At 70.8% G+C, this 23,337-nt stretch carries 21 protein-coding genes; 11 read left to right on the plus strand and 10 right to left on the minus strand.

Annotated elements, in window-relative coordinates; translation table 11 throughout:
• Nucleotides 1–45: 45 nt before the first annotated feature.
• Nucleotides 46–711 (minus strand): TetR/AcrR family transcriptional regulator, encoded by a 666-nt coding sequence (locus tag H9Y04_RS14390; RefSeq protein WP_187814201.1) that lies wholly within the window; start codon nt 709–711, stop codon nt 46–48.
• On the minus strand, nt 708–1,406 hold the full coding sequence (locus H9Y04_RS14395) for an NADPH-dependent F420 reductase (protein WP_187814202.1): 699 nt from the start codon (nt 1,404–1,406) through the stop codon (nt 708–710). Before H9Y04_RS14395 ends, H9Y04_RS14390 begins: the two co-directional genes overlap by 4 nt.
• Nucleotides 1,407–1,617: 211 nt before the next feature.
• Here H9Y04_RS14395 and panD point away from each other — a divergent pair, with 211 nt between their 5' ends.
• From panD to H9Y04_RS14415, 4 genes are all read left to right on the plus strand, one after another.
• A complete protein-coding gene (gene panD / locus H9Y04_RS14400) occupies nt 1,618–2,049 on the plus strand; it encodes an aspartate 1-decarboxylase (RefSeq protein WP_187814203.1) in 432 nt (143 codons plus the stop codon).
• 79 nt (nt 2,050–2,128) lie between these two features.
• Nucleotides 2,129–2,473: a GNAT family N-acetyltransferase gene (locus H9Y04_RS14405; RefSeq protein WP_187814204.1), complete on the plus strand. Its 345-nt coding sequence runs from the start codon at nt 2,129–2,131 to the stop codon at nt 2,471–2,473.
• Between the two features lie 92 nt (nt 2,474–2,565).
• Nucleotides 2,566–3,003, plus strand: a complete 438-nt coding sequence (locus tag H9Y04_RS14410) for a hypothetical protein (RefSeq protein WP_214661191.1) — start codon at nt 2,566–2,568, stop codon at nt 3,001–3,003.
• Nucleotides 3,004–3,155: 152 nt separating this feature from the next.
• Nucleotides 3,156–3,590 (plus strand): nitroreductase family deazaflavin-dependent oxidoreductase, encoded by a 435-nt coding sequence (locus H9Y04_RS14415; RefSeq protein ID WP_187814205.1) that lies wholly within the window; start codon nt 3,156–3,158, stop codon nt 3,588–3,590.
• Between the two features lie 403 nt (nt 3,591–3,993).
• Here the strand turns inward: H9Y04_RS14415 and gnd are convergent, their stop codons facing one another.
• Complete coding sequence (gene gnd / locus H9Y04_RS14420) at nt 3,994–5,433, minus strand: NADP-dependent phosphogluconate dehydrogenase (RefSeq protein WP_187814206.1); 1,440 nt, start codon at nt 5,431–5,433, stop codon at nt 3,994–3,996.
• Nucleotides 5,434–5,561: 128 nt separating this feature from the next.
• On the opposite strand from gnd, the gene H9Y04_RS14425 reads away from it, so the two are divergent.
• Both H9Y04_RS14425 and H9Y04_RS14430 read left to right on the plus strand, forming a co-directional pair.
• The gene (locus H9Y04_RS14425; RefSeq protein ID WP_187814207.1) at nt 5,562–6,548 is read left to right on the plus strand and encodes an acetylxylan esterase; all 987 of its coding nucleotides are present in this window, start codon (nt 5,562–5,564) and stop codon (nt 6,546–6,548) included.
• Between the two features lie 110 nt (nt 6,549–6,658).
• Nucleotides 6,659–7,960, plus strand: coding sequence for a transglycosylase family protein (locus H9Y04_RS14430; protein ID WP_187814208.1), 1,302 nt, complete (start codon nt 6,659–6,661; stop codon nt 7,958–7,960).
• Here H9Y04_RS14430 and H9Y04_RS14435 read toward each other — a convergent pair.
• Nucleotides 7,950–9,119: a DMT family transporter gene (locus H9Y04_RS14435; RefSeq protein ID WP_187814209.1), complete on the minus strand. Its 1,170-nt coding sequence runs from the start codon at nt 9,117–9,119 to the stop codon at nt 7,950–7,952. The genes H9Y04_RS14430 and H9Y04_RS14435 overlap by 11 nt on opposite strands.
• A gap of 202 nt (nt 9,120–9,321) precedes the next feature.
• Nucleotides 9,322–10,038 carry a carbonic anhydrase gene (locus H9Y04_RS14440; protein WP_187814210.1) on the minus strand — a complete coding sequence of 239 codons (717 nt, stop codon included), beginning with the start codon at nt 10,036–10,038 and terminating at the stop codon, nt 9,322–9,324.
• Nucleotides 10,039–10,168: 130 nt separating this feature from the next.
• Between H9Y04_RS14440 and H9Y04_RS14445 the strand changes: the two genes are divergently transcribed.
• The 4 genes from H9Y04_RS14445 to glgC all read left to right on the plus strand — a co-directional run bounded on the left by H9Y04_RS14445 (nt 10,169) and on the right by glgC (nt 14,523).
• Nucleotides 10,169–10,930 carry an HAD family hydrolase gene (locus tag H9Y04_RS14445; protein WP_187814211.1) on the plus strand — a complete coding sequence of 254 codons (762 nt, stop codon included), beginning with the start codon at nt 10,169–10,171 and terminating at the stop codon, nt 10,928–10,930.
• Between the two features lie 118 nt (nt 10,931–11,048).
• Nucleotides 11,049–11,942, plus strand: a complete 894-nt coding sequence (locus tag H9Y04_RS14450) for a (2Fe-2S)-binding protein (RefSeq protein ID WP_236070801.1) — start codon at nt 11,049–11,051, stop codon at nt 11,940–11,942.
• A gap of 77 nt (nt 11,943–12,019) precedes the next feature.
• Nucleotides 12,020–13,183: a glycogen synthase gene (glgA, locus tag H9Y04_RS14455; protein ID WP_308800990.1), complete on the plus strand. Its 1,164-nt coding sequence runs from the start codon at nt 12,020–12,022 to the stop codon at nt 13,181–13,183.
• 122 nt (nt 13,184–13,305) lie between these two features.
• Entirely contained in the window at nt 13,306–14,523 is a 1,218-nt protein-coding gene (glgC, locus tag H9Y04_RS14460; RefSeq protein ID WP_187814213.1) for a glucose-1-phosphate adenylyltransferase, read from the plus strand.
• A gap of 19 nt (nt 14,524–14,542) precedes the next feature.
• Here the strand turns inward: glgC and H9Y04_RS14465 are convergent, their stop codons facing one another.
• From H9Y04_RS14465 to H9Y04_RS14485, 5 genes are all read right to left on the minus strand, one after another.
• Nucleotides 14,543–15,565, minus strand: a complete 1,023-nt coding sequence (locus H9Y04_RS14465; RefSeq protein ID WP_187814214.1) for an ABC transporter permease — start codon at nt 15,563–15,565, stop codon at nt 14,543–14,545.
• On the minus strand, nt 15,562–16,524 hold the full coding sequence (locus H9Y04_RS14470) for an ABC transporter permease (RefSeq protein ID WP_187814215.1): 963 nt from the start codon (nt 16,522–16,524) through the stop codon (nt 15,562–15,564). Before H9Y04_RS14470 ends, H9Y04_RS14465 begins: the two co-directional genes overlap by 4 nt.
• Nucleotides 16,521–18,056, minus strand: coding sequence for a sugar ABC transporter ATP-binding protein (locus tag H9Y04_RS14475; RefSeq protein ID WP_187814216.1), 1,536 nt, complete (start codon nt 18,054–18,056; stop codon nt 16,521–16,523). Before H9Y04_RS14475 ends, H9Y04_RS14470 begins: the two co-directional genes overlap by 4 nt.
• A gap of 2 nt (nt 18,057–18,058) precedes the next feature.
• A complete protein-coding gene (locus H9Y04_RS14480) occupies nt 18,059–19,213 on the minus strand; it encodes an ABC transporter substrate-binding protein (RefSeq protein WP_187814217.1) in 1,155 nt (384 codons plus the stop codon).
• A gap of 212 nt (nt 19,214–19,425) precedes the next feature.
• Complete coding sequence (locus H9Y04_RS14485; RefSeq protein ID WP_187814218.1) at nt 19,426–20,451, minus strand: LacI family DNA-binding transcriptional regulator; 1,026 nt, start codon at nt 20,449–20,451, stop codon at nt 19,426–19,428.
• Between the two features lie 208 nt (nt 20,452–20,659).
• On the opposite strand from H9Y04_RS14485, the gene H9Y04_RS14490 reads away from it, so the two are divergent.
• Nucleotides 20,660–23,251: a PA14 domain-containing protein gene (locus tag H9Y04_RS14490; RefSeq protein WP_187814219.1), complete on the plus strand. Its 2,592-nt coding sequence runs from the start codon at nt 20,660–20,662 to the stop codon at nt 23,249–23,251.
• Nucleotides 23,252–23,337 lie beyond the last annotated feature (86 nt).

Raw genomic sequence — 23,337 nt, forward strand, 5'->3', positions numbered from 1 at the left:
TCGGGGTGTGCTCCCCGCCGCTGAGCGTCGGGGTCGTGCTTCCCCCTACCGCGTGTCCGACCCGGCCCGCAGCCCGGCGAGGACAAGGTCCACCGCGGCCCGGGCCCAGCCGGAGCGGGGAGAGCTCGCCGCCATGTAGTCGGCGTAGTACGGCCCGAGCAGCGCGGAGACCGCGCCCTCCAGATCGGCGTCCGGCAGGATTTCGCCCCGCTCGCGGGCCTGTTCGAGCACTTGGCGGAGCAGGGCGCGGCGGGGGAGGACCGTGCGTTCCCGCAGCAGCGCGAGCAGTTCGGGGGTGTGCGCCTCCTCGGCCAGACACGTGCCGATGAGCGCCATGCCCCGTACCCGCTCCACGGTGGCGGCGAAGTCCTCCAGGATCGCGATGAGTTCGGCCCGGGTGTCGCCGCTGGGTGCCGGGGCGTCCGCCATCCGCAGGGCCGCGAGCGCCGCCGTCAGGAGATCGGCCTTGGTCTTCCAGCGCAGATGGATGGTGGACTTGCTGACCTGCGCGGCCTCGGCCACCTGACTCAGGCTCATCCGCGTGTAGCCGTGCGACGCGAGGAGGTCGAGCGCCGCCTTGAGGATGGCGGCGTCCTTCTCGGCGGACCGCGGCCGCCCCGCGCCGCGCGTACCCGCGCCCGGCTTCCCGTCTCGCGTACCCGCGCCCGGCTTCCCGTCTCGCGTACCCGCGCCCGGCTTCGCGGCGGTCATACGGCGGGACGCGCGCCGGCGATGTGGAAGTTGAAGTCCGCGTGGCCGAGCGCCCCCATCAGCCGCAGCCAGAGGGGCAGCAGCATCTCGGTACCGCGGGCGGTCTCGATCCCGCCCAGGTCGATCACGCTGCTCGCGGGCCAGCCGAAGGACGTCAGGAGCGCGGTGACCGCGGCCTTCGCTTCGGCGTCCTCGCCCGAGACGAACACGCTGTGCTCGCCCGGCACCCGGGCCGGGTCGACCATGACCGCGGCGGTCATCGTGTTGAGCGTCTTGACGACCCGGGCGCCGGGGAAGGCCCGCTGGATCTGCTCGCCGAGGCTGTCGGTGTCGACCGGCGCCAGCGAGGGCGGAAAGCCCTGCGAGAAGTCGAGCGGATTGGCGACGTCGATCACGACCTTGCCCGCCAGGTTCGCGGCGCCCGCGGACTCGAGCGCCCGCAGGCTGGCCATGCCCGAGGTGGTGTTGACGACCGTCTCGCTCCCCGCGGCCGCGTCGGCGAAGGCCGCGAGCCGGACCGTCCCGTGCTCCGCCTGCCACTTGGCGAACGGTTCGTTCCCCATGGAGTCCGGCTCGGTGCGGGCGAGGGTTGCCCCGGGGTCCCGGGTGCCGATGGTGACCTGGTGGCCGAGCGAGTCCAGCTTGGCGGCGAGGGTGCGGCCGACGGATCCGGTGCCGAGCACTGCGTAGCGCATGAGAGGCCCCTCCTGGGGTGTGGGTCCGCCGGCCGGAAGCGTCGGCGTCAGCCCGTAAAACTAAACCGAGTGGTTCGGTATTTCAAGGGGGTATCCGTGCCACCGCAGTGACCGCCGTCATGGCCCGGGCGGCATGCCGCGCTGTACTCTGTCGGCACCGCACTTGACCTGCAGAAACGCAGGCAGGTAGCCGACCTCCAGGAGTAGCTTCATGCTGCGCACCATGTTCAAGAGCAAGATCCACCGCGCCACGGTGACCCAGGCCGACCTGCACTACGTGGGTTCGGTGACGGTCGACGCCGAGCTGATGGCGGCCGCCGATCTGCTGCCCGGTGAGCTCGTGCACATCGTCGACATCACCAATGGCGCCCGGCTCGAGACGTATGTCATCGAGGGCGAACCCGGCTCCGGTGTCATCGGCATCAACGGCGCCGCGGCCCATCTCGTGCACCCCGGCGACCTGGTCATCCTGATCAGCTACGCCCAGGTCGACGACGCGGAGGCCCGCACCCTGCGTCCGTCGGTCGTGCACGTGGACGCCGACAACCGCATCGTCGAACTCGGTGACGACGCCTCGGCCCCCGTACCGGGCACGGACCAGGAGCGCAGCCCGCAGGCCCGGGTGCCGGCGGCGCGGGTCTGACCACCGCCGACGACGTGTGCCGACCTGCGTCGGCGGCCCCGGCGGGACAGCCCGAGGCCGGGTTGGCACACTGGGGCGCATGGCAGACACCGTGATCGTCGACGACCGGCCGCAGGGCCGCCTCGAAGCCCGGTCCGGGGACGAAGTCCTCGGCCACATCCAGTACTTCGTGCTCGACGAGCCCGCCCCCGCGCTCGTCCCCGTGCACACCGTCGTGGAGCCCGCCCACGAAGGGAAGGGCATCGCGGGCTCGCTCGCGCGCGAGCTGTACGCGATCGCCGCGCGCGAGGGGGCCGCGGTGGCGCCGCTGTGCCCGTACGTGGTGCGCTGGGCGGAGAAGCACCCCGACGAGGCGCCCGCTGCGTCGCCGGAACTCCTGGCCGCGGCGAAGGCGGCGGTGGAGGCCGACCCCGCCAAGTGGTGACGGGCATCTCGCCCAAGGGCCAAGGGAATTCCCGTGTGCGCGCCGCCGTCGACGTGGCACGATGGCGCGCATGAATCAGCAGCGAAAGGTCCATGGCGCGTAGGCGGCCGCGGCAGGTCAGGGCCGCTCATCCGGACCGGCGCCGGCAGCGCGATCCGTACCGCCGCGAACCGGGAGTGCGTCCCCCGCACCGGCACACCCCACGTCGGCGCACGGCGTACCGGCGTGCACCGCGCGAGATCGACGGACTGCCGCGGCGCGTGCAGGCGGAGATCGACCGCCTCGAACGCACGCGCAACTACCTGTACTCCGGTTCCGTGACCGATGCGGTCCTGCGCTGGCAGGAGTTCGCCCGCAGCCCCGCGCGCACGCTGTGGGACCTCAGGGACGCGGACCTGGAGTTCTACTGCTGCGGAGACCCCTTCGCGGCGCGCGAACTGCTCGCCTTCGTGGAGCAGGCGCTGAGCCGTCCGGCCGCCCGTGCCCTGCGGGCCGTACTCGCCGAAGCGGATGCGCGCTGGGAGTGGTGAGTCCGCCCGTCGGGCAGGGGCGTCCGTGAGCTCCGCGCCGTCTTCGCGGCCTCTTCCGGGAACTCCCGCGTGCGGTTCGGCCGTTGGCCTTCGGGAATCCGGCGCTCGCAGCGGCGCAGGTGAAGCGGTGCAGTCGAAGCAGAGGAGCAGGCATGGCGCAGGACGATGTGATCGTCACCCCGGCCGACTGGGTGGCCAAGCAGGCTCGTATGTACGAGGAGTCCGGCGGCACGAAGGGCACGACCCAGCTCGGCGTGCCCTGTCTGCTGCTCGACTACCAGGGGCGCAAGAGCGGGCTGTGGCGCCGCACGGTCCTGATGTACGGGCGGGACGGCGAGGACTATCTGCTGGTGGCGTCCAACGGCGGGGCCGACCACCACCCCGCGTGGTACCTGAATCTGCAGGCGAACCCCGAGGTGCGGCTGCGCGTGAAGACCGAGCGGTTCGAGGCGACGGCCGAGACGCTCGATGCGCAGGACAAGGAGCGCGTCTGGCCCGGCCTGGTCGAGCTCTTCCCGCGGTACGCCGAGTACCGCGCGAAGACCGCGCGGGACATCCCGGTCGTACGGCTCCGGCGCCGTCCGTAGGCGCACCCCTGCTCATCAGCGGTTTCGCCGGGAATGAGTAGCTTCGCCGGGCAGGGGAAGGCGTGGCGGGAGACAGTGGGGAGGAAAGGCCTCCGTTCCCCGAGGAGGATCGCCATGACCTACCCGTACCCCGACCGCAACGGGCCGGGGCCGACACCAGGCCCGTACCCGCCGGACCCCGGCCGGCCCGGTCCGCCCCCGGATCCCGGGCCCCTGCCGGACCCGTTCCCGAGTCCCGTACCCGAGCCGGAGCCGTCCCCGTCGCCCGTGCCGCAGCCGCCGGGCCCTGACCCCGTGCCGGACCCGGAGCCGCAGCCCGATCCGATGCGTTAGAGGGCGGCACGTCGAGGGGCGGCAGCCGTGACGGCTGCCGCCCCTCAACTCACCTGGACGGTGGGCCGGTTCAGGCCGAGACCTCCGAGCGGTCCCCGCCCCACAGCGTGTGGAACGAGCCCGCGCGGTCCGTACGCCGGTACGTGTGCGCACCGAAGAAGTCCCGCTGGCCCTGCGTCAGCGCCGCCGGCAGCCGCTCCGCGCGCAGCGCGTCGTAGTAGGCGAGCGCCGCCGAGAAGCCCGGCGTCGGCACACCCTGCTGCGTGGCCGCGACGAGCACCGCGCGCCAGTCGTCCTGCGCCGTGGCGATCTCCTCGGCGAAGCCCTTGTCGGACAGGAGCGAGGGCAGATCGGCGCGGGCGTCGTAGGCCGCGCGGATACGGTCGAGGAACGCGGCCCGGATGATGCAGCCACCGCGCCAGATGGCGGCCACGGCGCCCAGGTCGATGTTCCAGTCGTACTCCTCGGAGCCGGCCTGGATCTCATGGAAGCCCTGCGTGTACGAGACGATCTTGGACGCGTACAGCGCCTGCTCGACCTTGTCCGCGAAGGCCGCCTTCTCCGCCTCGCCGAGCGGCGTGACCGACGGTCCGGCCAGGCCCCGCGAGGCCTCCCGCAGTTCCGTGTGGCCGGACAGCGAACGCGCGAAGACCGCCTCGGCGATCCCCGAGACCGGCACTCCCAGGTCCAGCGCGATCTGCACGGTCCAGCGGCCGGTGCCCTTCTGCTCGGCCTGGTCCTGCACGATGTCCACGAAGGGCTTGCCGGTGGCCGCGTCCACGTGCGAGAGCACCTCGGCGGTGATCTCGATGAGGTACGAGTCCAGACGGCCCTGGTTCCACGTACGGAAGATGTCGGCGATCTCGGCCGGGGAGTAGCCCGCGACCTCACGCAGGAGGTGGTACGCCTCGGCGATCAGCTGCATGTCGGCGTACTCGATGCCGTTGTGCACCATCTTCACGAAGTGCCCCGCGCCGTCCGGACCGCAGTGCGTGACGCACGGGGTGCCGTCGGCGGCCTTCGCGGAGATCTTCTCCAGCATCGGGCCGAGCGTGGCGTAGGACTCGACGGAGCCGCCGGGCATGATGCTCGGGCCGAGCAGCGCGCCCTCCTCGCCGCCGGACACCCCGGTGCCGACGAAGTGGATGCCCTGCTCGCGCAGCTCCTTCTCACGGCGGCGGGTGTCCGCGAAGTGGGCGTTGCCGCCGTCGATGATCATGTCGCCGGGCTCCAGGAGCGGGGCGAACTCGCGGATCACCGCGTCCGTGGGCTCACCGGCCTTGACCATGATGACCAGGCGGCGCGGCCGCTCCAGGGCGGCGACGAACTCCTCGGCCGTCTCGGCGGCGACAAAGGTCCCCTCGTCCCCGAATTCCGCCACGAGCGCGTGGGTCTTCGCGGCGGTGCGGTTGTGCACGGCGACGGAGTAGCCGTTGCGCGCGAAATTTCGGGCGAGGTTGCGGCCCATGACCGCAAGTCCCGTGACGCCGATCTGGGCTGAAGTGCTCATTCCGGAAGCTCCTGGGCCTGTTTCGAAGGTGCGGGGTTTCGATGTGCTGTCGAACGTAAGTATCGCTCTCGACCCTGCGATATCTTCCCGACAGTCTGTCCGATGATCAGTTGGGGGAGTGTTTCCGTATGGCTTTGTTCGATATGTCGATCAGTGAACTCCAGGAGTACCGGGCAGAGTTGCCGGCGCCCGAGGATTTCGATGAATTCTGGTCGAAAACGCTCGCCGAGGCCCGAGAGCACGAACTCGACGCGCGTTTCGAGCCCGTGGAGACCGGGCTCAGCGGAGTCGAGGTGTTCGATGTGACCTTCGCCGGATTCGGAGGGCATTCCGTCAAGGGCTGGTTGGTCCTTCCGGCCGGTACCACCGAGCCGGTGCCCGCGGTCGTCGAATACATCGGTTACGGCGGCGGGCGCGGCCTTCCCCATATGCATCTGCTGTGGGCCTCGGCCGGATTCGCGCACTTCGTGATGGACACCCGCGGCCAGGGCAGCGCCGGCTGGGCCGAGGGCGACACCGCGGACCCGGTGGGCAGCGGGCCCGCGTACCCCGGCTATATGACCCGCGGTATCGCCGACCCGCACGACTACTACTACCGGCGCCTCTACACCGATGCCGTACGGGCCGTCGAAGCCGCCCGCTCCCACCCCCTGGTGGACGCCTCGCGCACCGCCGCTGTCGGGGTGAGCCAGGGCGGTGGTGTGACCATCGCGGTCGGCGGTCTGGTGCCGGACCTCATGGCGATCGCGCCGGATGTGCCGTTCCTGTGCGACTTCCCGCGGGCGGTCACGATCACGGACCGGATGCCGTACCGCGAGATCGGCAGCTATCTCAAGGCCCGCCGCGCCGAGACCGCGCCCGTGCTGCGCACGCTCTCGTACTTCGACGGGGTGCACTTCGCGGCCCGCGGCAATGCGCCCGCACTGTTTTCGGCCGCGCTCGAGGACCAGACCTGCCCGCCGTCCACGGTCTTCGCCGCCTTCAACGCGTACAAGTGCGAGGACAAGGCGATCGAGGTGTACGACTTCAACGACCACGAGGGCGGTGGCCCCTACCAGCAGGCCGTACAACTCCGTTGGCTGCCGGGGAAGTTGAGGGGCGAGCGGGACAACTGACGGAAGGGTGGGTGCGGTTGGCCGAATGAGGCGGCTGAAGAACCTCTTGTCATGGCCTGTTCGGCGCTATTACTTTTGCGGGCCTTGACGCGTGTCGTTTGGGGGAGACCATGCCGGGCCGTCATCGCCGTCAGCAGCCGACCAGAATCAACCGCGCCTCGCTCACCGTCACGGTCGGCGGCGCGTCGATGGCCCTGCCGCTGATCGGCAGCGGCACCGCACACGCCGCCGATGTGGACACCTGGAACAAGGTGGCCGCCTGCGAATCCAGCAACAACTGGGCGATCAACACCGGCAACGGCTATTACGGCGGGCTCCAGTTCAAGCAGTCCACCTGGGAGGCGTACGGCGGCACGCGGTATGCGCCGCGCGCCGATCTCGCCACCAAGGATCAGCAGATCGCCATCGCCGAGAAGGTCCTCAAGGGCCAGGGCCCCCAGGCGTGGCCCGTCTGCTCGGTCCGTGCCGGACTGACCCGCGGCGGCGAGTCCCCGGACATCGAGCCCGCGCGGGCGGGAACGGCACAGAAGGCCTCGCAGAAGCAGGGCGCGGCCGGCGGGAAGAGATCCGGCCAGACGGACACCAAGCCCGAGACGACCCCGCAGTCCAAGGCCGGGCGCACCGAGATGTACACGGTGGTGACCGGTGACAGCCTCTCGGGGATCGCCGACGCACGCGAAGTGCGGGGCGGCTGGCGGCAGCTGTACGAGGCGAACCGCAAGGTCGTGGGCGGCGATCCGGATCTCATCCTGCCGGGCCAGCGGCTGATGCTCGACGTGGCGGCGGGCGGGGCCGCGGCGCGGCCGCCGAAGGCGGCGCCGGACGAGGACGGGCAGCCCGGCAAGAAGGCCGGATCGGGCAGCGGAGCCGGGTCCGGGCAGAAGGCCGGATCCGGGAAGAAGACCGAGCCCGCGAAGTCGACGGGTGACGCAGGAGCGGACAAGTCCGGCGCGGCCAAGTCCGATGCCAAGGTCCGGGACAACAAGCCCACCGGCCAGAGCGCGTCCCCGCTGCGGACCGCCCCCGTGGCCGCCTCCCCCAGCACTCCGTACCGCGCGGCAGGGGGCTCCTGGTCCAGCGGCTATCACACCGGCGTGGACTTCCCCGTGCCCACCGGCACCTCGGTCCAGTCGGTGGCCCGGGGCAAGGTGGTCACGGCCGGCTGGGGCGGTGCGTACGGCTACCAGGTCGTGATCCGGCACGACGACGGGCGCTACACGCAGTACGCGCATCTGTCCGCGCTGGTCGTCAAGCCCGGGCAGACCGTGAACGCGGGGCAGCGCATAGCCCGTTCCGGTTCGACCGGGAACAGCACCGGGCCCCATCTGCACTTCGAGGTGCGGACGGGGCCCGAATACGGCAGCGATGTCGACCCGCTGGCCTATCTGCGCGCCGGTGGCGTCAGGATCTGATCATGCGCTCGCAGGGCCCGCGGTGGCGGCGGACCACATCGTCGTGCCGGGGGTCCTGGGCGTCGTACACGACCGGCGGCGGCTGGCCGGGGATGCCGGGCAGCCTGCGCGGCCGGGTCACGTCCTCGGAGGCCGTGGCGACCGACCGTACGACCTCGTCGGCCGAGAGGGAGGCGGGGGAGTCCGGCACCTGGACGGTGTCGGGCACGAGGACTGCGTCGGACACGAGGACCGAGTCCGGCACGAGCAGGTCGGCCGAGGCGAGGTCCCGCGGGAACTCCTCGGCCGGCTCGGCGGTCTCGGAAGGCGCCCCGGCCGGGGCTGCGGACGCCTGTCCGATGCGCTCCGTGGTCAGCAGGATCAGGCCGCCGGCCGCCACCACGCCGAAGCCGAGAGCGATCATGGTGCCCGTCAGGCCGTACCGGAAGGTCTCGCCGAACAGGGTCAGACCGACCGCGGCGGCGACCACCGGGTTCACGACCGTGAGCACCGCGAGCGGGGCCGCGAGGCCTGCGCCCCGGTACGAGGCCTGCGAGAGGAGCAGGCCGCCGACCGCGAGCACGGCGATCATGATCAGGCCCGGCAGCTCGTGCATGACGCTGCCCGGAGTGAAGTCCACGGTGGCGTTCTTGGTGAACACCGAGGCCATGCCGAAGGAGATACCGGAGGCGACCGCGAGCAGCACGCTGCGCATCACGGGGTGCCGGTGCACGGCCTGAGCGGCCACGGTCAGTGCGGCCAACGCACCGAGCGTGGTGACCGCGACGAGCAGCTGCTCGGTGCCGTCCATGGCGTGCGAGTCGGTGGAGCCGGTCAGGGCCAGCATGCCCGCGAGGCCGACGGTCGCCATGATGGCGCCGCGCCAGGCGGTCGAGCCCGCCTTGCGGCCGACGAACAGGGCGGCCATGGGCAGGGCGAAGACGATGGTCAGCGCGCCCAGCGGCTGGACGACGCTGAGCGGACCGTAGGCGAGGGCGACCACGTGGAGCAGGCCGCCCATTCCGTTGAGGACGACCGCCAACCACCAGCCGGTGCTGCGCAGCGGGGCATAGGAATGGCTGCGTCCGGTGGTGGCCACGCGCTCCTGGACGATCGCTCCGCCCGCATAGGCGACGGCGGACACGAACGACAGAAGGACGGACAGCGCGAGGGCACTCATACGTCCCTCCGGGCGGTCTCGTGCGGAATGCGGTCGGCGTTCATAACATCCACGATGACGCTTTCATTCCGCCCGGTCGTCGTCCCTGAGCACGCATTCGCAGGTACTGCCGTTGGAGTACGCGCGGATATGTGTAGTCCCCAGGGTGGGCGCCGGTGACCTGCGACGGGAGTGCTCCCGCGGGGCGTGTGCGGCCCCGGGCTCAGGGCCTGCGGAACCGCACCCGGCCGGTGTCGAGATCGAAGCGCGCCCCCGTGACCACCGCCGGGCCGAGCGCCGGATCGTCCCCGACCTGGGCGACAACGCTGTCCACGTGCTTCCTGACGGCGTTGTCCACCCAGTCGCCGCCCTGGAAACGGGTCGCGCGGGCGGCCGGCGCGATCGCGTCCACGACCGGCGCGAGATGGCCCGACACATGTCCGCCGTCGCGTACGCGGGCGACCGCGGCGCCGACCGCGCCGCAGCGCTCGTGTCCGAGGACCACCACAAGGGGTACGCCGAGTTCCGCAACGCCGTACTGCACACTGCCGAGTACCGCCTCATCCAGGACGTGCCCGGCCGTCCGGATCACCAGGAGGTCGCCGAGCCCCTGGTCGAAGACGAGCTCGGGCGGCACGCGCGAGTCGATGCAGCCGAGCACCACGGCGAACGGATGCTGGGCGACGGCCACGGAGCGGCGCCGCTGCCGGCTCTCGTGGGGGTGGCGTGCGTGCGCCTCGGCGTAACGGGCGTTTCCGCGGCGGAGCCGGGCCAGCGCCTGCGCCGCGGTACGGGGCAGGGGCGCCTTGCCGTCGTCGGTGGCGCGTGGGGCGGACGGCTGTGCGGCGAGCGGGACGGCGGCGACCCCGAGCCCGAGAAAGGCACGGCGTCCGTGCCGGCGCGGGGCAGGGGCGTGGGGGTCCTGGCGTTCGGTCGTCATGGCGCCATGGTGAAGAGGGCGCGGGCCCGCCACGCCGGGGACGGGGCACGTTGCCTCCTGTGGGTGACGGGGCGGCAGGCCGGCGGGATACGCGACCGCGTGAGGTGCGGTGCGAAGGGGAGGTCGTGGGGTGACACGGAGGTTCGTCGTCCTCGTGGACCTGGACGACACACTGCTTCCGGATCGGAGCGCCGCCTGGGAGGCCGTGCGGGCCACGCTGCACGCGTGCGGCGTGCCGTGTCCGCCGCAGACCGTGCAGAGCGTGTTCGACGTCGCCCGGTCCCGTTGGCGGTCGGGGCCGTACTTCAAGGAGTTGAGGGACCTGGGCATCAGCTCCTGGGAGGCGCTCTGGGCGGATCTGACGCTTGCGTCGGTGCCGCGGGCGGCCGCGTGGGGGCTGCGGTACCGCGCGGAGGTCTGGGGCCAGGTGCTGCGCGCCGCGGGCGCGGACGCGGATCGCGAGGATGCCGCGCGGCAGTTCGTGCTGCGCCGGGAGGCGCTGGTGCGGCCCTTCCCGGGGGCGGCGGCGTTCATGGAGCGGACGGCTCGCGAGCACGAGGTCTGGTTGGTCACGAACGGGGCTTCTCGCCTGCAGCGTCTCAAGCTGGGCCGGAGCGGCCTGGAACGGTATGTCGCCAGGGTGTTCGTCTCCTCCGAGGTCGGACACGCCAAGCCGCATCCACGCTTCTACCAAGTCGTGAGTGAGGCGCTCGACCGCGACCGGACCGTATGTCTCATGGTGGGCGACAGCCTGGAGGGGGACGTGCGTCCGGCAGTGGCCCGGGGGTGGCCGGTGGTCCACCTGTGCGATGGTCCGGACGACGGAGACAGGCCCTGGACGCGCGTCGGCGTGATCGGCGACGTTGTTCTGCCGTGCGCGCACGGCAGCTGATGGCTGCGCGGGCTCACCATTGCCGAGGTGCTGTCCGCCGCGTGCGGTCGGCCCACTCCCGTGCGGCAGCGAAGCCCTTGCCGCTGACCGCTGCTCCCGTCACTGCGATCATGAACGAATGCCTGAGCCGCTCACCGCCGCAGACCTCCGCCAAGTCGCCGACATCGGGGGCTTCTTCGCGTTGCGCCTGGTGTGGCCGGAGGGTGAGGCGGAGAGGGCGGGCAGCGCGCCGGGGGGTGAGGCGGAGGCGGCAGGCAGCGCGCCAGGGGGTGCAGCGGAGATGGTGGGCAGTGCGCCAGGGGGTGAAGGGGAGGTGGCAGGCAGCGCGCCAGGAGCCGATGGCGGCAGCCTCGTGGGGGCCGGCCCCCACAGCGCCCCGCTCGGCGAGATCTACGCCGGCCGTCGTGCCCCCCTGGCCTTCCGCGTCGCCAAGGTCCGTGCCGCCATTGCCGCGCCGGAGGTCCGTATCGCCGCGTCCATCGCTCAACTCGGGCTCGCCGCCCGGCTGTCGTCGATCGCGCTCGGCTCCGCCGTGCTCCACGACCGCATCCCCGATTTCGATCCGGCCCGGCTGCACTGGGACCCGGACGCGTCGTCCCCGGACGACCTCTTCCTCGCCACCGCGGCCTCCCGCCCCGTCCCGGACCTCGCCGCGATCGTCCTCGACCAGCACCTGGCCCCGCTGGCGGCCGCCCTGCGCGTCGAACTCCGTATCTCCGAGCGCCTGTTGTGGGGCAACGCGGGCTCCGCCGTCGCCGCGGCGGCCCGGGAGATCCACCGCTGGGCCGGGCGGACGGGACACCCGCAGGCCGCGGCACGCGCACGGACGCTCGCCGACACCCTCTTCGCCGACCCCCGCCTGACGGGCACGGGCACGTTCGAAGCACCCGGCTTCCGCCGCCGCAGCTGCTGCCTCTACTACCGGATCCCCGGCGGCGGCGTGTGCGGCGACTGCTGTTTCCGTACGCCACCTGTCCGTACGCCCCCTAGCCCTTCCCGCCGAACTGGGTGACCATGAGGAGGCGCCACCACCGCACAGGACCTCGCACGCGCGACATCGTCATCGCGCAGCAGACCGGAGGGCTGGGAGTGAAGGTCGGGCTGCTCAGCCGGGAGTATCCGCCGGATGTCTACGGCGGCGCCGGGGTCCATGTGGAGTTCCTGGCACGGGAGTTACGGGCCCTCGCCGATGTCCGGGTGCACTGCTGGGCAGGGGGAGCGGGGGCGGAGCCCGGTGTCATGCGGCACGCCGCCGACACCGCGCTCGTCGAGGCCAACGACGCGTTGCGCACCTTCTCCGTGGACCTGTCCATGGCGGCCTCCGTCGCCGACCGCGACCTGGTGCACTCGCACACCTGGTACGCCAACCTCGCCGGTCACCTGGCCAAGCTCCTGTACGGCATTCCGCACGTGATGACCTCGCACTCCCTGGAACCCCTGCGCCCCTGGAAGGCCGAACAGCTCGGCGGCGGCTACGCGTTGTCCTGCTGGGCCGAGCGGACCGCCATCGAGGCGGCCGACGCGGTGATCGCCGTATCGCACGGGATGCGCACCGACATCCTGGAGAGCTACCCGGACATCGACCCGGCCCGCGTGCACGTCATCCACAACGGCATCGACACACAGCTCTACCGCCCCGACCCCGATCCGGACGCCCTGCTGCGGCACGGGATCGACCCCGGCAGGCCGTACGTCCTTTTCGTCGGCCGGATCACCCGCCAGAAGGGCGTGCCCCATCTGCTGCGCGCCGCCAGGCAGTTGGACCCGGACATCCAGCTGGTCCTGTGCGCCGGCGCCCCCGACACCCCCGAGATCGACCGCGAGTTCCGCGCGCTCTTCGAGGAGCTGAGCCGTACCCGGTCCGGTGTCCACTGGATCCCGGAGATGCTGCCGCGGCCCGAGGTCATCCATCTCCTCACGCACGCGGCCGTGTTCGCCTGCCCCTCCGTGTACGAACCGCTCGGCATCGTCAACCTGGAGGCGATGGCCTGCGCGACGCCCGTGGTGGCCTCGAAGGTCGGCGGGATACCCGAGGTGGTCACGCCCGACACGGGACTGCTCGTGCCGTACGACGAGAAGGACACGGACGGTTTCGAGTACGCGCTCGGCTTCGCGCTCAACAGCCTCGTACGGGACGGCGAACGCGCGGCCGGCATGGGAGCGGCCGGACGGCAGCGCGCCGTCGGCGCGTTCGGCTGGGACTCGGTGGCACGCAGGACGGCGGAGCTGTACGCGGCAGTGTCCGGGAGCTGAGGTGTACGAGGCGGTGTCCGGGAGCTGAGGTGCACGAGGCAGTGTCCGGAAGCCGAGTTGTACGAGGCGGTGTCCGGAAGTTGAGTCGGCGATCTGGCAATCTGGCGATCTAAGGGGCGGCGATGCGCGGCGGACCTTCGGTGCTCGGAATAGTCCTGGCAGGCGGGGAGGGAAAGCGGCTGATGCCGCTGACCGCCGACCGCGCGAAACCGGCGGTGACCTTCGGGGGCACCTACCGCCTGGTCGACTTCGTGCTCTCCAACCTCGTCAACGGCGACATCCTCAGGATCTGTGTGCTCACGCAGTACAAGTCGCACTCCCTGGACAGGCATGTGTCCACGACCTGGCGGATGTCCAGCCTGCTCGGCAACTACGTCACGCCCGTCCCCGCGCAGCAGCGCCTGGGCCCCCGCTGGTTCTCCGGCAGCGCCGACGCCATCCTGCAGTCCCTGAACCTCGTGCACGACGAACAGCCCGACTACATCGCGGTGTTCGGCGCCGACCACGTGTACCGGATGGACCCGCGGCAGATGCTCAACCAGCACATCGAGTCCGGCGCCGGGGTCACGGTCGCCGGCATACGGGTGCCGCGCAGCGAGGCCTCCTCCTTCGGCATCATCACGCCCGCCAAGGACCGCACCCGGGTCGAGCGGTTCCTGGAGAAGCCCGCCGACCCGCCCGGTCTGCCCGGCAGCCCGAACGAGGTCTTCGCCTCCATGGGCAACTACCTCTTCACCACCAAGACCCTCGTCGACGCCCTGCAGAAGGACGCCGAGGACCCCGTCTCCAAGCACGACATGGGCGGCTCCATCCTGCCGATGCTCACCGAACGCGGGGTCGCCCAGCTCTACGACTTCGACGACAACCACGTCCCCGGCGAGACCGCCCGCGACCACGGCTACTGGCGCGATGTCGGCACCCTCGACGCGTACTACGAAGCCCATATGGACCTGATCTCGGACCACCCGGTCTTCAACCTCTACAACCGCCGCTGGCCCATCTACACCCACCCCGGCCAGCTGCCGCCCGCCAAGTTCGTGGCCGGCGGGATCGCGGGGGAGTCCATCGTCAGCCCCGGATGTGTGATCAGCGGCCAGGTCACCGGGTCCGTGCTCTCGCCGGGCGTGGTCGTCGAGGCCGGCGCGGTGGTGCAGGGTTCGGTGCTGCACGACAACGTACGGGTGGGACGCGGCGCGGTCGTCCGCGGCGCCGTGCTCGACAAGAACGTGGACGTACCGCCCGGGGCGACCATCGGCGTCAACCCCGAGCGGGACCAGGAGCTCTACACGGTCTCCAAGGGCGGGGTGATCGCCCTGGGGAAGGGACAGCGCGTGGAGTGACGCCGAGCAGCCGACCGGTTCACAGCATCCGCCGCCGTCGGCCCAGCCAGGTCTGGGCGATGACGACCACCGCCAGGAACGCCCCGCTGACCACCTGCTGGTACGAGGAGTCCAGGGAGCCGATCTGGTTGATGATGTTCTTGATCACCTGAAGCAGCAGCACACCGGCGAGTGTTCCGCTGATGAAGCCGAACCCGCCGGTGAGCAGGGTCCCGCCGATTACCACGGCCGCGATCGCGTCCAGCTCCATGCCGAAGCCGAGGATGGTCACGCCCGACATCAGATACGCCGCGTTGAGCGCGCCCGCGAGTCCCGCGCACAGTCCGGACAAGGTGTAGACCGCGATCTTCGTACGGGCCACGGGAGCGCCCATCAGGGAGGCCGCGTCCTCGTTGCCGCCGACCGCGTACACGTACTGCCCGAAGCGGCTGCGGCGCAGCAGGAGTGCGCCGAGCACGAACAGGACCGCCGTGATCCACACGGGGACGCCCACCCCGAGGAGTTCCTCCTCGCCGAGGGTGGCGAGGAAGGACTTCTCCTCGACGAGGTAGGTCCGGGAGCCCTCGTCCGTGATGTTCAGGAGGATGCCGCGTGCCAGCAGCATCGCCGCGAGGGTCACGATGAACGGCGCGAGGCGGGACTTCGCGATCAGCAGCCCGTTCACGAGGCCGATCAGTCCGCAGACGGCGAGCGGCAATGCCAGGGCGACGAGCGTGCCGTACTGCGAACCCCAGGCGGCCAGGACCCCGCCGAGCGCGAAGGTGGAGCCGACGGAGAGATCGATGCCGCCCGTGACGATCACGAAGGTCATGCCGAGCGCGACGATCGCGAGGAACGACGAACTCACCGCCACATTGCCGAGATTGTCGGAGGTGGCGAACGAGTCGAAGCTCAGCGAGGCGATCAGGACGGTGAGCAGCAGGGCGACCAGGGCGCCGTGCTGCTGGGCCAGCGCCGTGAGGCGTTCGCCGCGGCTCGCGCCGAGCGGCTCGCCGTCGGGCAGTGCGGCGTCCACCACGGGGCTCTTCATCTCGGTACTCATCGCCTTCCCCGTTCCCGCGCCGCATAGACGGCGGCGATGATCACTACGGCCTGGGCGATCTGCGTCCAGGACGGCGGCAGATCGTGCTTGATGAGCGTGGCGGTCAGGAGCTGGATGAGGGCCGCGCCCGCGACGGTCCCGCCGATCCGGACGCGCCCGCCGCTCAGGGGAGTACCGCCGACGACCACGGCCGTGATCGCGGACAGCTCCATCAGATTGCCGAGCGAGGTCGGATCGCTGGCGGTGAGCCGGGCCGTCGCGAGGACCCCGGCGATCGCGGCGAGGGCGCCGGACACCACGTACACGATGATCAGGACGCGGCGGACCGGAAGCCCCGCGAGCTGCGCCGCGGGACGGCTGTCGCCGATGGCGAGCAGCTGCCGGCCGAACGTGGTGCGGCGGACGAGGAACGCGACGAGCAGGGCGAGCGCGACGGCGATCAGGACGAGATACGGGATGCCCAGGACGCTGCCGCTGCCGAGCGAGGCCATCGTGGGGTCGCGGACGTCCTTGAGCTGCGGCAGGAACACGTTCGCGAGGCCGCGGCAGGCCACCATCAACGCCAGGGTGGCGACGATGGGCTGGACCCCGATGAACGCGATCAGCGAACCGTTCGCGAGGCCCACGACCATGCCGCCGGCTACGGCGACCAGGATCGCCACCGCCGGTCCGTACCCGAGGTAGAGGGCGACCAGCGAAGTCGACAGGGCCATCACCGAGCCCACCGACAGGTCCACGCCCTCGCTGCCGATCGCGAGCGCCATGCCGAGCGCGACGATCAGGACGGGGGCCACCTGGACGGCCTGGGTGCGGAAGTTCTCGGCCGAGACGAAGTTCGGGGTGAGCACGATGTTGGCGAGGACGAGGGCGAGGACCCCCGCGTACACGCCGTACTCCTGCAGCAGCCGCATCGTGCGGGCGCGGTCCCACCGCAGGTCGCGCAGGGCGAGTTGGGTCATCGCTGCGAGCCCTCCACGTCCACGGGGTGTGCGGCGATCGCCGCGAGCAGCCGGTCCTCGGTCACCTCGTCGCCCGCCAGTTCGGCGACCACGGCGCCGTCCTTGAGGACGACCACACGGTCCGAGCCCTCGATCAGCTCCTCCATGTCGGAGGAGATCAGCAGGACACCGAGCCCGTCCTCGGCCAGTTCGTCGATCAGCTTCTGCACTTCGGCCTTCGCGCCGACATCGATCCCGCGGGTCGGCTCGTCGAGCAGCAGCACTTTGGGCTGCATCGCCAGCCAGCGGGCGAGCAGCACCTTCTGCTGGTTTCCGCCCGACAGTTCGCCGACCTTCTGGTGCGGTCCCGAGGCCTTGATCCGCAGTCGCTTCATGAAGGTGCCGACGATCCGGTCCACGCGCTCCTCGTCGACCAGACCGAAACGGGACAGGCTCGGCAGTGCGGCGAGCGCGATGTTCTCGCGGACCGAGAGCCCCGGCACGATCCCCTCGGCCTTGCGGTCCTCGGGCAGCAGGCTGATGCCGGCGCGGATGGCGGCAGGCGTCGATCCCGTACGGACCGGAGCGCCCGCGACGAGGACCTCGCCCGCATCCGTGGCCAGTGCGCCCGCCACCGCCTTCGCGGTCTCGCTGCGGCCCGAACCGAGCAGCCCGCCGAGGCCGACGACCTCGCCCGGACGGATCGTCAGCGAGACATCGTGCAGGGTGTGCCGGATCCTCAACCCCCGTGCGCTGAGGACCGGTTCACCCCCGGCGTCGTGGTCGCCGCTGAATTTGGTGAGGCCCTCGCTGCGGACCTCGCCCATCGCGCGCCCCAGCATCAGGGAGACGAGCCGCAGCCGGTCGAGCTCGGCGATCGGTCCTGTGTGCACCAGCTTTCCGTCGCGGAGCACCGTGACCGTGTCGCACACCTCGTACAGCTCCTCCAGGCGGTGGCTGACATAGATCACCGCGATGCCCCGGTCGCGCAGCATCCGGATCACGCCGAACAGGGTTCGCACCTCGCGGGGTTCGAGCGAGGAGGTGGGCTCGTCCATGACCACGACCCGCGCGTCCACCTGCACCGCACGGGCCAGTGCCACCATCTGCTGGGCGCCCACGCCGAGCGTGCGCAGGGCGCGCGTGACGTCCACGCGCACGCCCAGGTCGCGCAGCGCCTCGTCCGCCGCACGGTGCATCCGGCGGAAGTCGATCAGGCCGAACCGGTTGCGGGGCTCGCGGCCCAGGAACAGATTGCGGGCCACGCTCATCAGGGGGACGAGATTGACCTCCTGGTAGATCGTGGAGATCCCCGCGTGCTGGGCTTCGAGCGGTGTGCCGAAGGTCACCGGCTCGCCGAGGTGGACGACTTGTCCCTCGTCGGCTCGGTGGACGCCGGTCAGGACCTTGATCAGGGTGGACTTGCCGGCGCCGTTCTCGCCGATCAGCGCGTGCACCTTGCCGGGGTACGCGGCGAAGTCCACCCCGTCGAGCGCGAGGGCCCCGGGGAACCGCTTGGTGACACCCCGTACGGCCAGGACGGGTTCGCTCATGCTCAGTACGCCTTGCCGAGCTCGGTCTTGGCGTTCGCCTCGGTGTACTCGGTGTCCTTGATAACGATGTCCTGTCCGACCTCTTCGCCCTTGGTGAAGCTGTCCAGCGTCTGGAAGGCGAGCGGTCCGAAGCGCGGGTTGGACTCGACGACCCCGTGGATCCAGCCGTCGACGATGCCCTGCACCGCGTTGCGGGTGCCGTCGATCGTCACGATCTGCACCTCGCCGGGCTTCTTGCCCGCGCCCTTGAGCGCGTTCACGGCGCCCAGGCCCATCTCGTCGTTCTCGGCGTAGATCCCGGTGATGCCGGGCTTCGACTGGATGAGCTGCTCGGTGACCTGCTGGCCCTTCTCGCGGGCGAACTCACCGGTCTGCTCGAACACCACCTTCAGGTCCGGTGCCTTCTCCGCGATGCGGTCCTTGAACCCCTTGGTGCGCTCGGTCGTCACGTTGTTGCCGGGCGCCCCGAGCAGGATCGCCACCTCGCCCTTGCCGCCGGTGGCCTCGATCATCCGGTCGGCGGCGCGCCTGCCCTGTTCGACGAAGTCGGAGCCGATGAAGGAGACATAGTCCTTGCAGGCCGTCGCGTTGATCTTCCGGTCGATGGTGACGATCGGGATCTTCTTCTGTGCGGCGGTACGCAGGACCGGGCCCCAGCCGTCGGAGTTCAGCGGTGCGATCACCAGGACGTCCGCACCCTTGCTGATCAGGTCCTGGACGTCGCTGATCTGCTTGGAGAACTGCGACTGGGCATTGGCCGTGAGCAGTTTGATCCCGCGTTCCTTCGCCTCGGCCTTGATCGAGGCCGTCTCGGCGATACGGAAGGGGTTGGCCTCCTTCTCGGACTGCGAGAAGCCGACCGTGGCGCCCTTGAGATCGAGCTCCTTGCCGCCGAAGGTCTTCAGGTCGCACATCTTCTGGTCGCCCGAGGGCTGGGCGACCTCCTGGCCTGCGTTGGTGTCCTTGCCGGTGTCCTCGGCCCCCGACGGGTCGTCCTCGGACTTGGCGCAGCCGGCCGCGAGGGCCAGGCTCAGGCACAGTCCGGCGGTGAGCAGGGTGGGGGTGGACTTGCGGCGGTCGGTCTCGCGGTGATCGGTCTCGCGTTGTTCGGTCTGACGGGGGTCGCTCTTACGGCGCAGACGAACGGTCGGCTTCATGGAGTCCCCATTACTGCGCGGCCCCGCGGCGCTCAGGCACGCGTGGGAGATCGGCTGGTGCGGTCAACTCGCGGTCCGGTGCGGAAGATCGGGCGTGCCCCTGCCCGGTGGCGGACGGGGACGCCGGATGGTTTCGAGGATTGTTTACATCGTTGGAAGGAGGCTGTAAACCCTTCGCGCGACGGCCGTTCGACAGTCGTTCGACGAGGGCCTCATCGACGGCCGAGCGTGCTCTCCCGCTCCATCAGCCGGAATTCGGCGGCCAGTTCGCGCCCCTGCGGCTCTGACGTGGCGGTTCCCGCCCCGCGCAGCCGGCTGATGACCGACTCGACGGCCAGGCGGGCGATGGCGTGCTTGTCCGGCGCGATCGTGGTCAGCGAGACGGCGCCGAAGCGCCCTTCCACGATGTCGTCGAAGCCGACCACGGCCACGTCCCACGGCACCCGCAGGCCGCGTTCGTGCAGCACCCGCATGGCACCGATCGCGACGAGGTCGTTGTACGCGAACACCGCGTCGGGCCGCGTGCCCGCGTCCAGCATCCGCGCCATCGCCACCGCTCCGTCGGCGCGGTCCCAGCCCCCGACGGGACCGACCAGCGCGTCCGGTGCGCTCACGCCCGCGGCCTCCAACTCCTCGCGCCAGCCCTGGAGTCGCAGGTGGGCGGGCCGGTTCGCGGTGTCGGTACGGGCGCCGAGGAAGGCGATCCTGGTGCGGCCGAGACCCAGGAGATGGCGTACGGCCACGCGCGCGGCCGCCACATTGTCGATCGCGATGTGGTCGTACGGCAGGTCGTATTCGCGCTCGCCGAGCAGCACGAGCGGGACGTCGTCGGTGCGGGCGCGCAGATCGTCGGCCTCCAGCTCGAGAGGGCTGAGGATGAGGCCGTCGATCACGCGGGCGCGGAAGCCCTGACTGACCAGGATCTCCTGTTCGCGGTCGCCGCGGGTGTGGTCGAGCAGGACCGTGTAGTCGTGCTCGGCGGCCGCGTCGATCACGGCGCCGGCCAGCTCGGCGAAGTAGGGGTTGCCCAGCTCGGGCACCGCGAGCGCGATGATGCCGGTACGGCCTTTGCGCAGGTGGCGTGCGGTCAGATTGGGCCGGTAACCCAGTTCGTCGATGGCGCGCTGCACTCGTTCGCGCATCGCCGGCGTGACGTGCTGGTAGTTGTTCACGACGTTCGAGACGGTCTTGATCGAGACGCCGGCGCGTTCCGCGACGTCCTTGAGGCTCACCCTCACGTGATTCCCCTCCGGGGCGGGCGCCCCTGGCCACTGCCTGCGCCGATGCGCTGCTTGTCCTTGCATCGATGTACAGGCGCGTGTACTGGCCCTTTGTCATGACCCTGGACAGCAGGTCGGTGCCGTGCTGTCATGCCAACTGCCGTTCCTTCCAACGTTGTACAGACTCATCCGACGACCCGCCACCCTTCCTCACGATCCACTCGAGATGGAGGTTCCCGTGCGCGTGAGAAGACGACTGTCCTTACTCCTCGCGGTCCTGCTCGGCCTCGCCGGCCTGACCGCACTGCCCGCGGCGCAGGCCGCGCAGGACCCCGCCGAGCCGCCCGGTCTCAAGGGCGAGTACTACACCCAATCCGCCCCAGGGGCCTTCGACTTCGCGGAGCTCAAGGCCACCGGGTTCGATCCGGACCTCGACGTCGACAACCTCGAACCGCGCCTCGCCGCCGCGACCGGCCGCTCCGACGACGTGAGCGTGCGCTGGACCGGCAAGCTCGTTCCCGAGCGCACCGGAGCCCACACCTTCTCCATGATCGGGGACAACGGCTTCCGGCTCTGGGTCGACGGCAGGCTCACGATCGACCACTGGGTCGACGACTGGGACAGGGAGCAGACCTCCCAGCCCGTCGAGCTGACCGCCGGTACCGCGTACGACCTCAAGGTCGAGTACTTCGAGCACTACGGCGGCTCGAATCTGCACCTCAACTGGATCCAGCCCGGCCAGGCCAAGGAGCCCGTCCCGCAGTCGGCCTTCCGCCTCCCCGACGGCTTCGACTACGACGGTGCGTACGGCGGATCCGTGCTCGCCTCGGGACGCACCCTGCGCCTGGACTTCCTGCAGGAACTCGCCGCCCCGCCGGCGGAGTTCACCGAGCACCTCGACGCAATGATCGGCGGCGCGCCATGGCCGCTCGGCCGGGCGACCCTGGACCCCGAGGACCCGCGCAAGCTGCTGATCGCCCTCGACGAGCCCGTCGTCGGCCAGGGCGGCCAGGTCGACGTCCGCTACGACGGCGAAGGCGGCCTCGCCGCCGCGGACGGCAAGGCCGTCGGCGCCTTCTGGAGCGGCGGCTCCAACGACTCCACGTACCAACTGACCACGAAGTGGGGCGAGGAGGTGCGCCCCTCCAACGCCTGGCGCGAGTACCCGCGCCCGCAGCTCAAGCGCGCCGACTGGCAGAACCTCAACGGGACCTGGGAGTTCGCCGGCGCCACGGCCGGTGAGCAGCCGCCGTTCGGCAAGCGTCTCGCCGAGCGCATTCTCGTCCCGTACCCCGTGGAGTCGAAGCTCTCGGGCGTCGAACGGCACGAGGACCGCATGTGGTACCGCCGCACGTTCACCGTGCCGCAGGACTGGTCCACCGGTGGCCGGCGGATCAAGCTGAACTTCGACGCGGTCGACTGGCAGTCCGTGGTCTACGTCAACGGCAAGAAGGTCACCGAACACAAGGGCGGGTACGACCGGTTCGCCGCCGACATCACCGACGCGCTCGAGCCCGGCCGCACCCAGGAACTGATCGTCGGCGTCTACGACCCGACGGACGCCGCCGGCGCCGAGAACCCGCCGCTCGGCAAGCAGCGCCTCGACCCGTCCGGCATCTGGTACACCTCCTCGTCCGGCATCTGGCAGACGGTCTGGCTGGAGCCGGTGGCGGCTGACCACGCACAGGGGCTCAAGCTGATCCCCGACGTGGCCGGCGAGCGGCTCGCGGTCGACATCCAGGGCGTACGCGACGGAGTCCCGGTCACCGCCGTCGCGTACGACGGGAAGCGCGAGGTCGGACGGGCGGGCGGCACATCGGGCAGCACGCTCCGTGTGCCCGTACCCGACCCGCACCTGTGGTCCCCGGACGACCCGCACCTGTACGACCTCAAGGTCACGGTCGGCCGTGACCGGGTCGCCGGCTACTTCGGCATGCGCTCGATCGAGGTCGCATCGGTCGGCGGAACACCCCGGATGCTGCTCAACGGCAAGCCGGTGTTCTCCATGGCCACCCTCGACCAGGGCTTCTGGCCGGACGGTCTGCACACCGCGCCGAGCGACGAGGCACTCGCGTACGACCTGAAGAAGCACAAGGACCTCGGCTTCAACTCGGTGCGCAAGCACATCAAGGTCGAACCGGACCGCTGGTTCCATCACGCCGACAAAATGGGGCTGTTGGTCTGGCAGGACATGCCGTCGATGACGGCGGGCCGTACACCGGACGCCGCGTCGCGGGCGCAGTACGAGCACGAGATGAAGAAGATGATCGACCAGCATGTCTCCAGCCCGTCGGTGATCATGTGGGTCACCTTCAACGAGGGCTGGGGCCAGTACGACCAGGCACGCATCGCCGACCAGGCCAAGGCCTGGGACCCGAGCCGGCTCGTGAACAACATGAGCGGACTCAACTGCTGCGGTGCGGTGGACGGCGGCAACGGCGACATCGCCGACGCCCACGGCTACCCGAGCCCGCTGCTGCCGGCGCCGGACGGCAAACGGGCCCTGGTCAGCGGCGAGTACGGCGGCCTCGGCCTGGCCGTTCCCGGTCATGCGTGGCCCGTCCGCCACACCTATGTGGGCGTGGACCGGGCGAAGTACACGGACGAGTACCTGGGGCTGCTCGACAAGGTCAGGGCGCTGGCCTGCCAGGGCGGCAACGGGGCCGTCTACACCCAGATCACCGATGTCGAGGGCGAGTTGAACGGCCTGCTCACCTACGACCGCAGAGTGTTGAAGGGGGACGAGCAGCGGATCAAGGCGGCGCACGAGAGCCTGATCAGGGATGCGTCCTCACCAGGAGGTGCCCAGTGCACCTGACGTGAGCCACGGCCCGCCTCCGCGATGAACGCGGGGGCGGGCCATGGCGGGGTTGCTGTGGGGCGTGTGAGCGAGGGTTCGAGAAT

The organism is Streptomyces polyasparticus (assembly GCF_014493765.1).
Lineage (GTDB): Bacteria > Actinomycetota > Actinomycetes > Streptomycetales > Streptomycetaceae > Streptomyces > Streptomyces polyasparticus.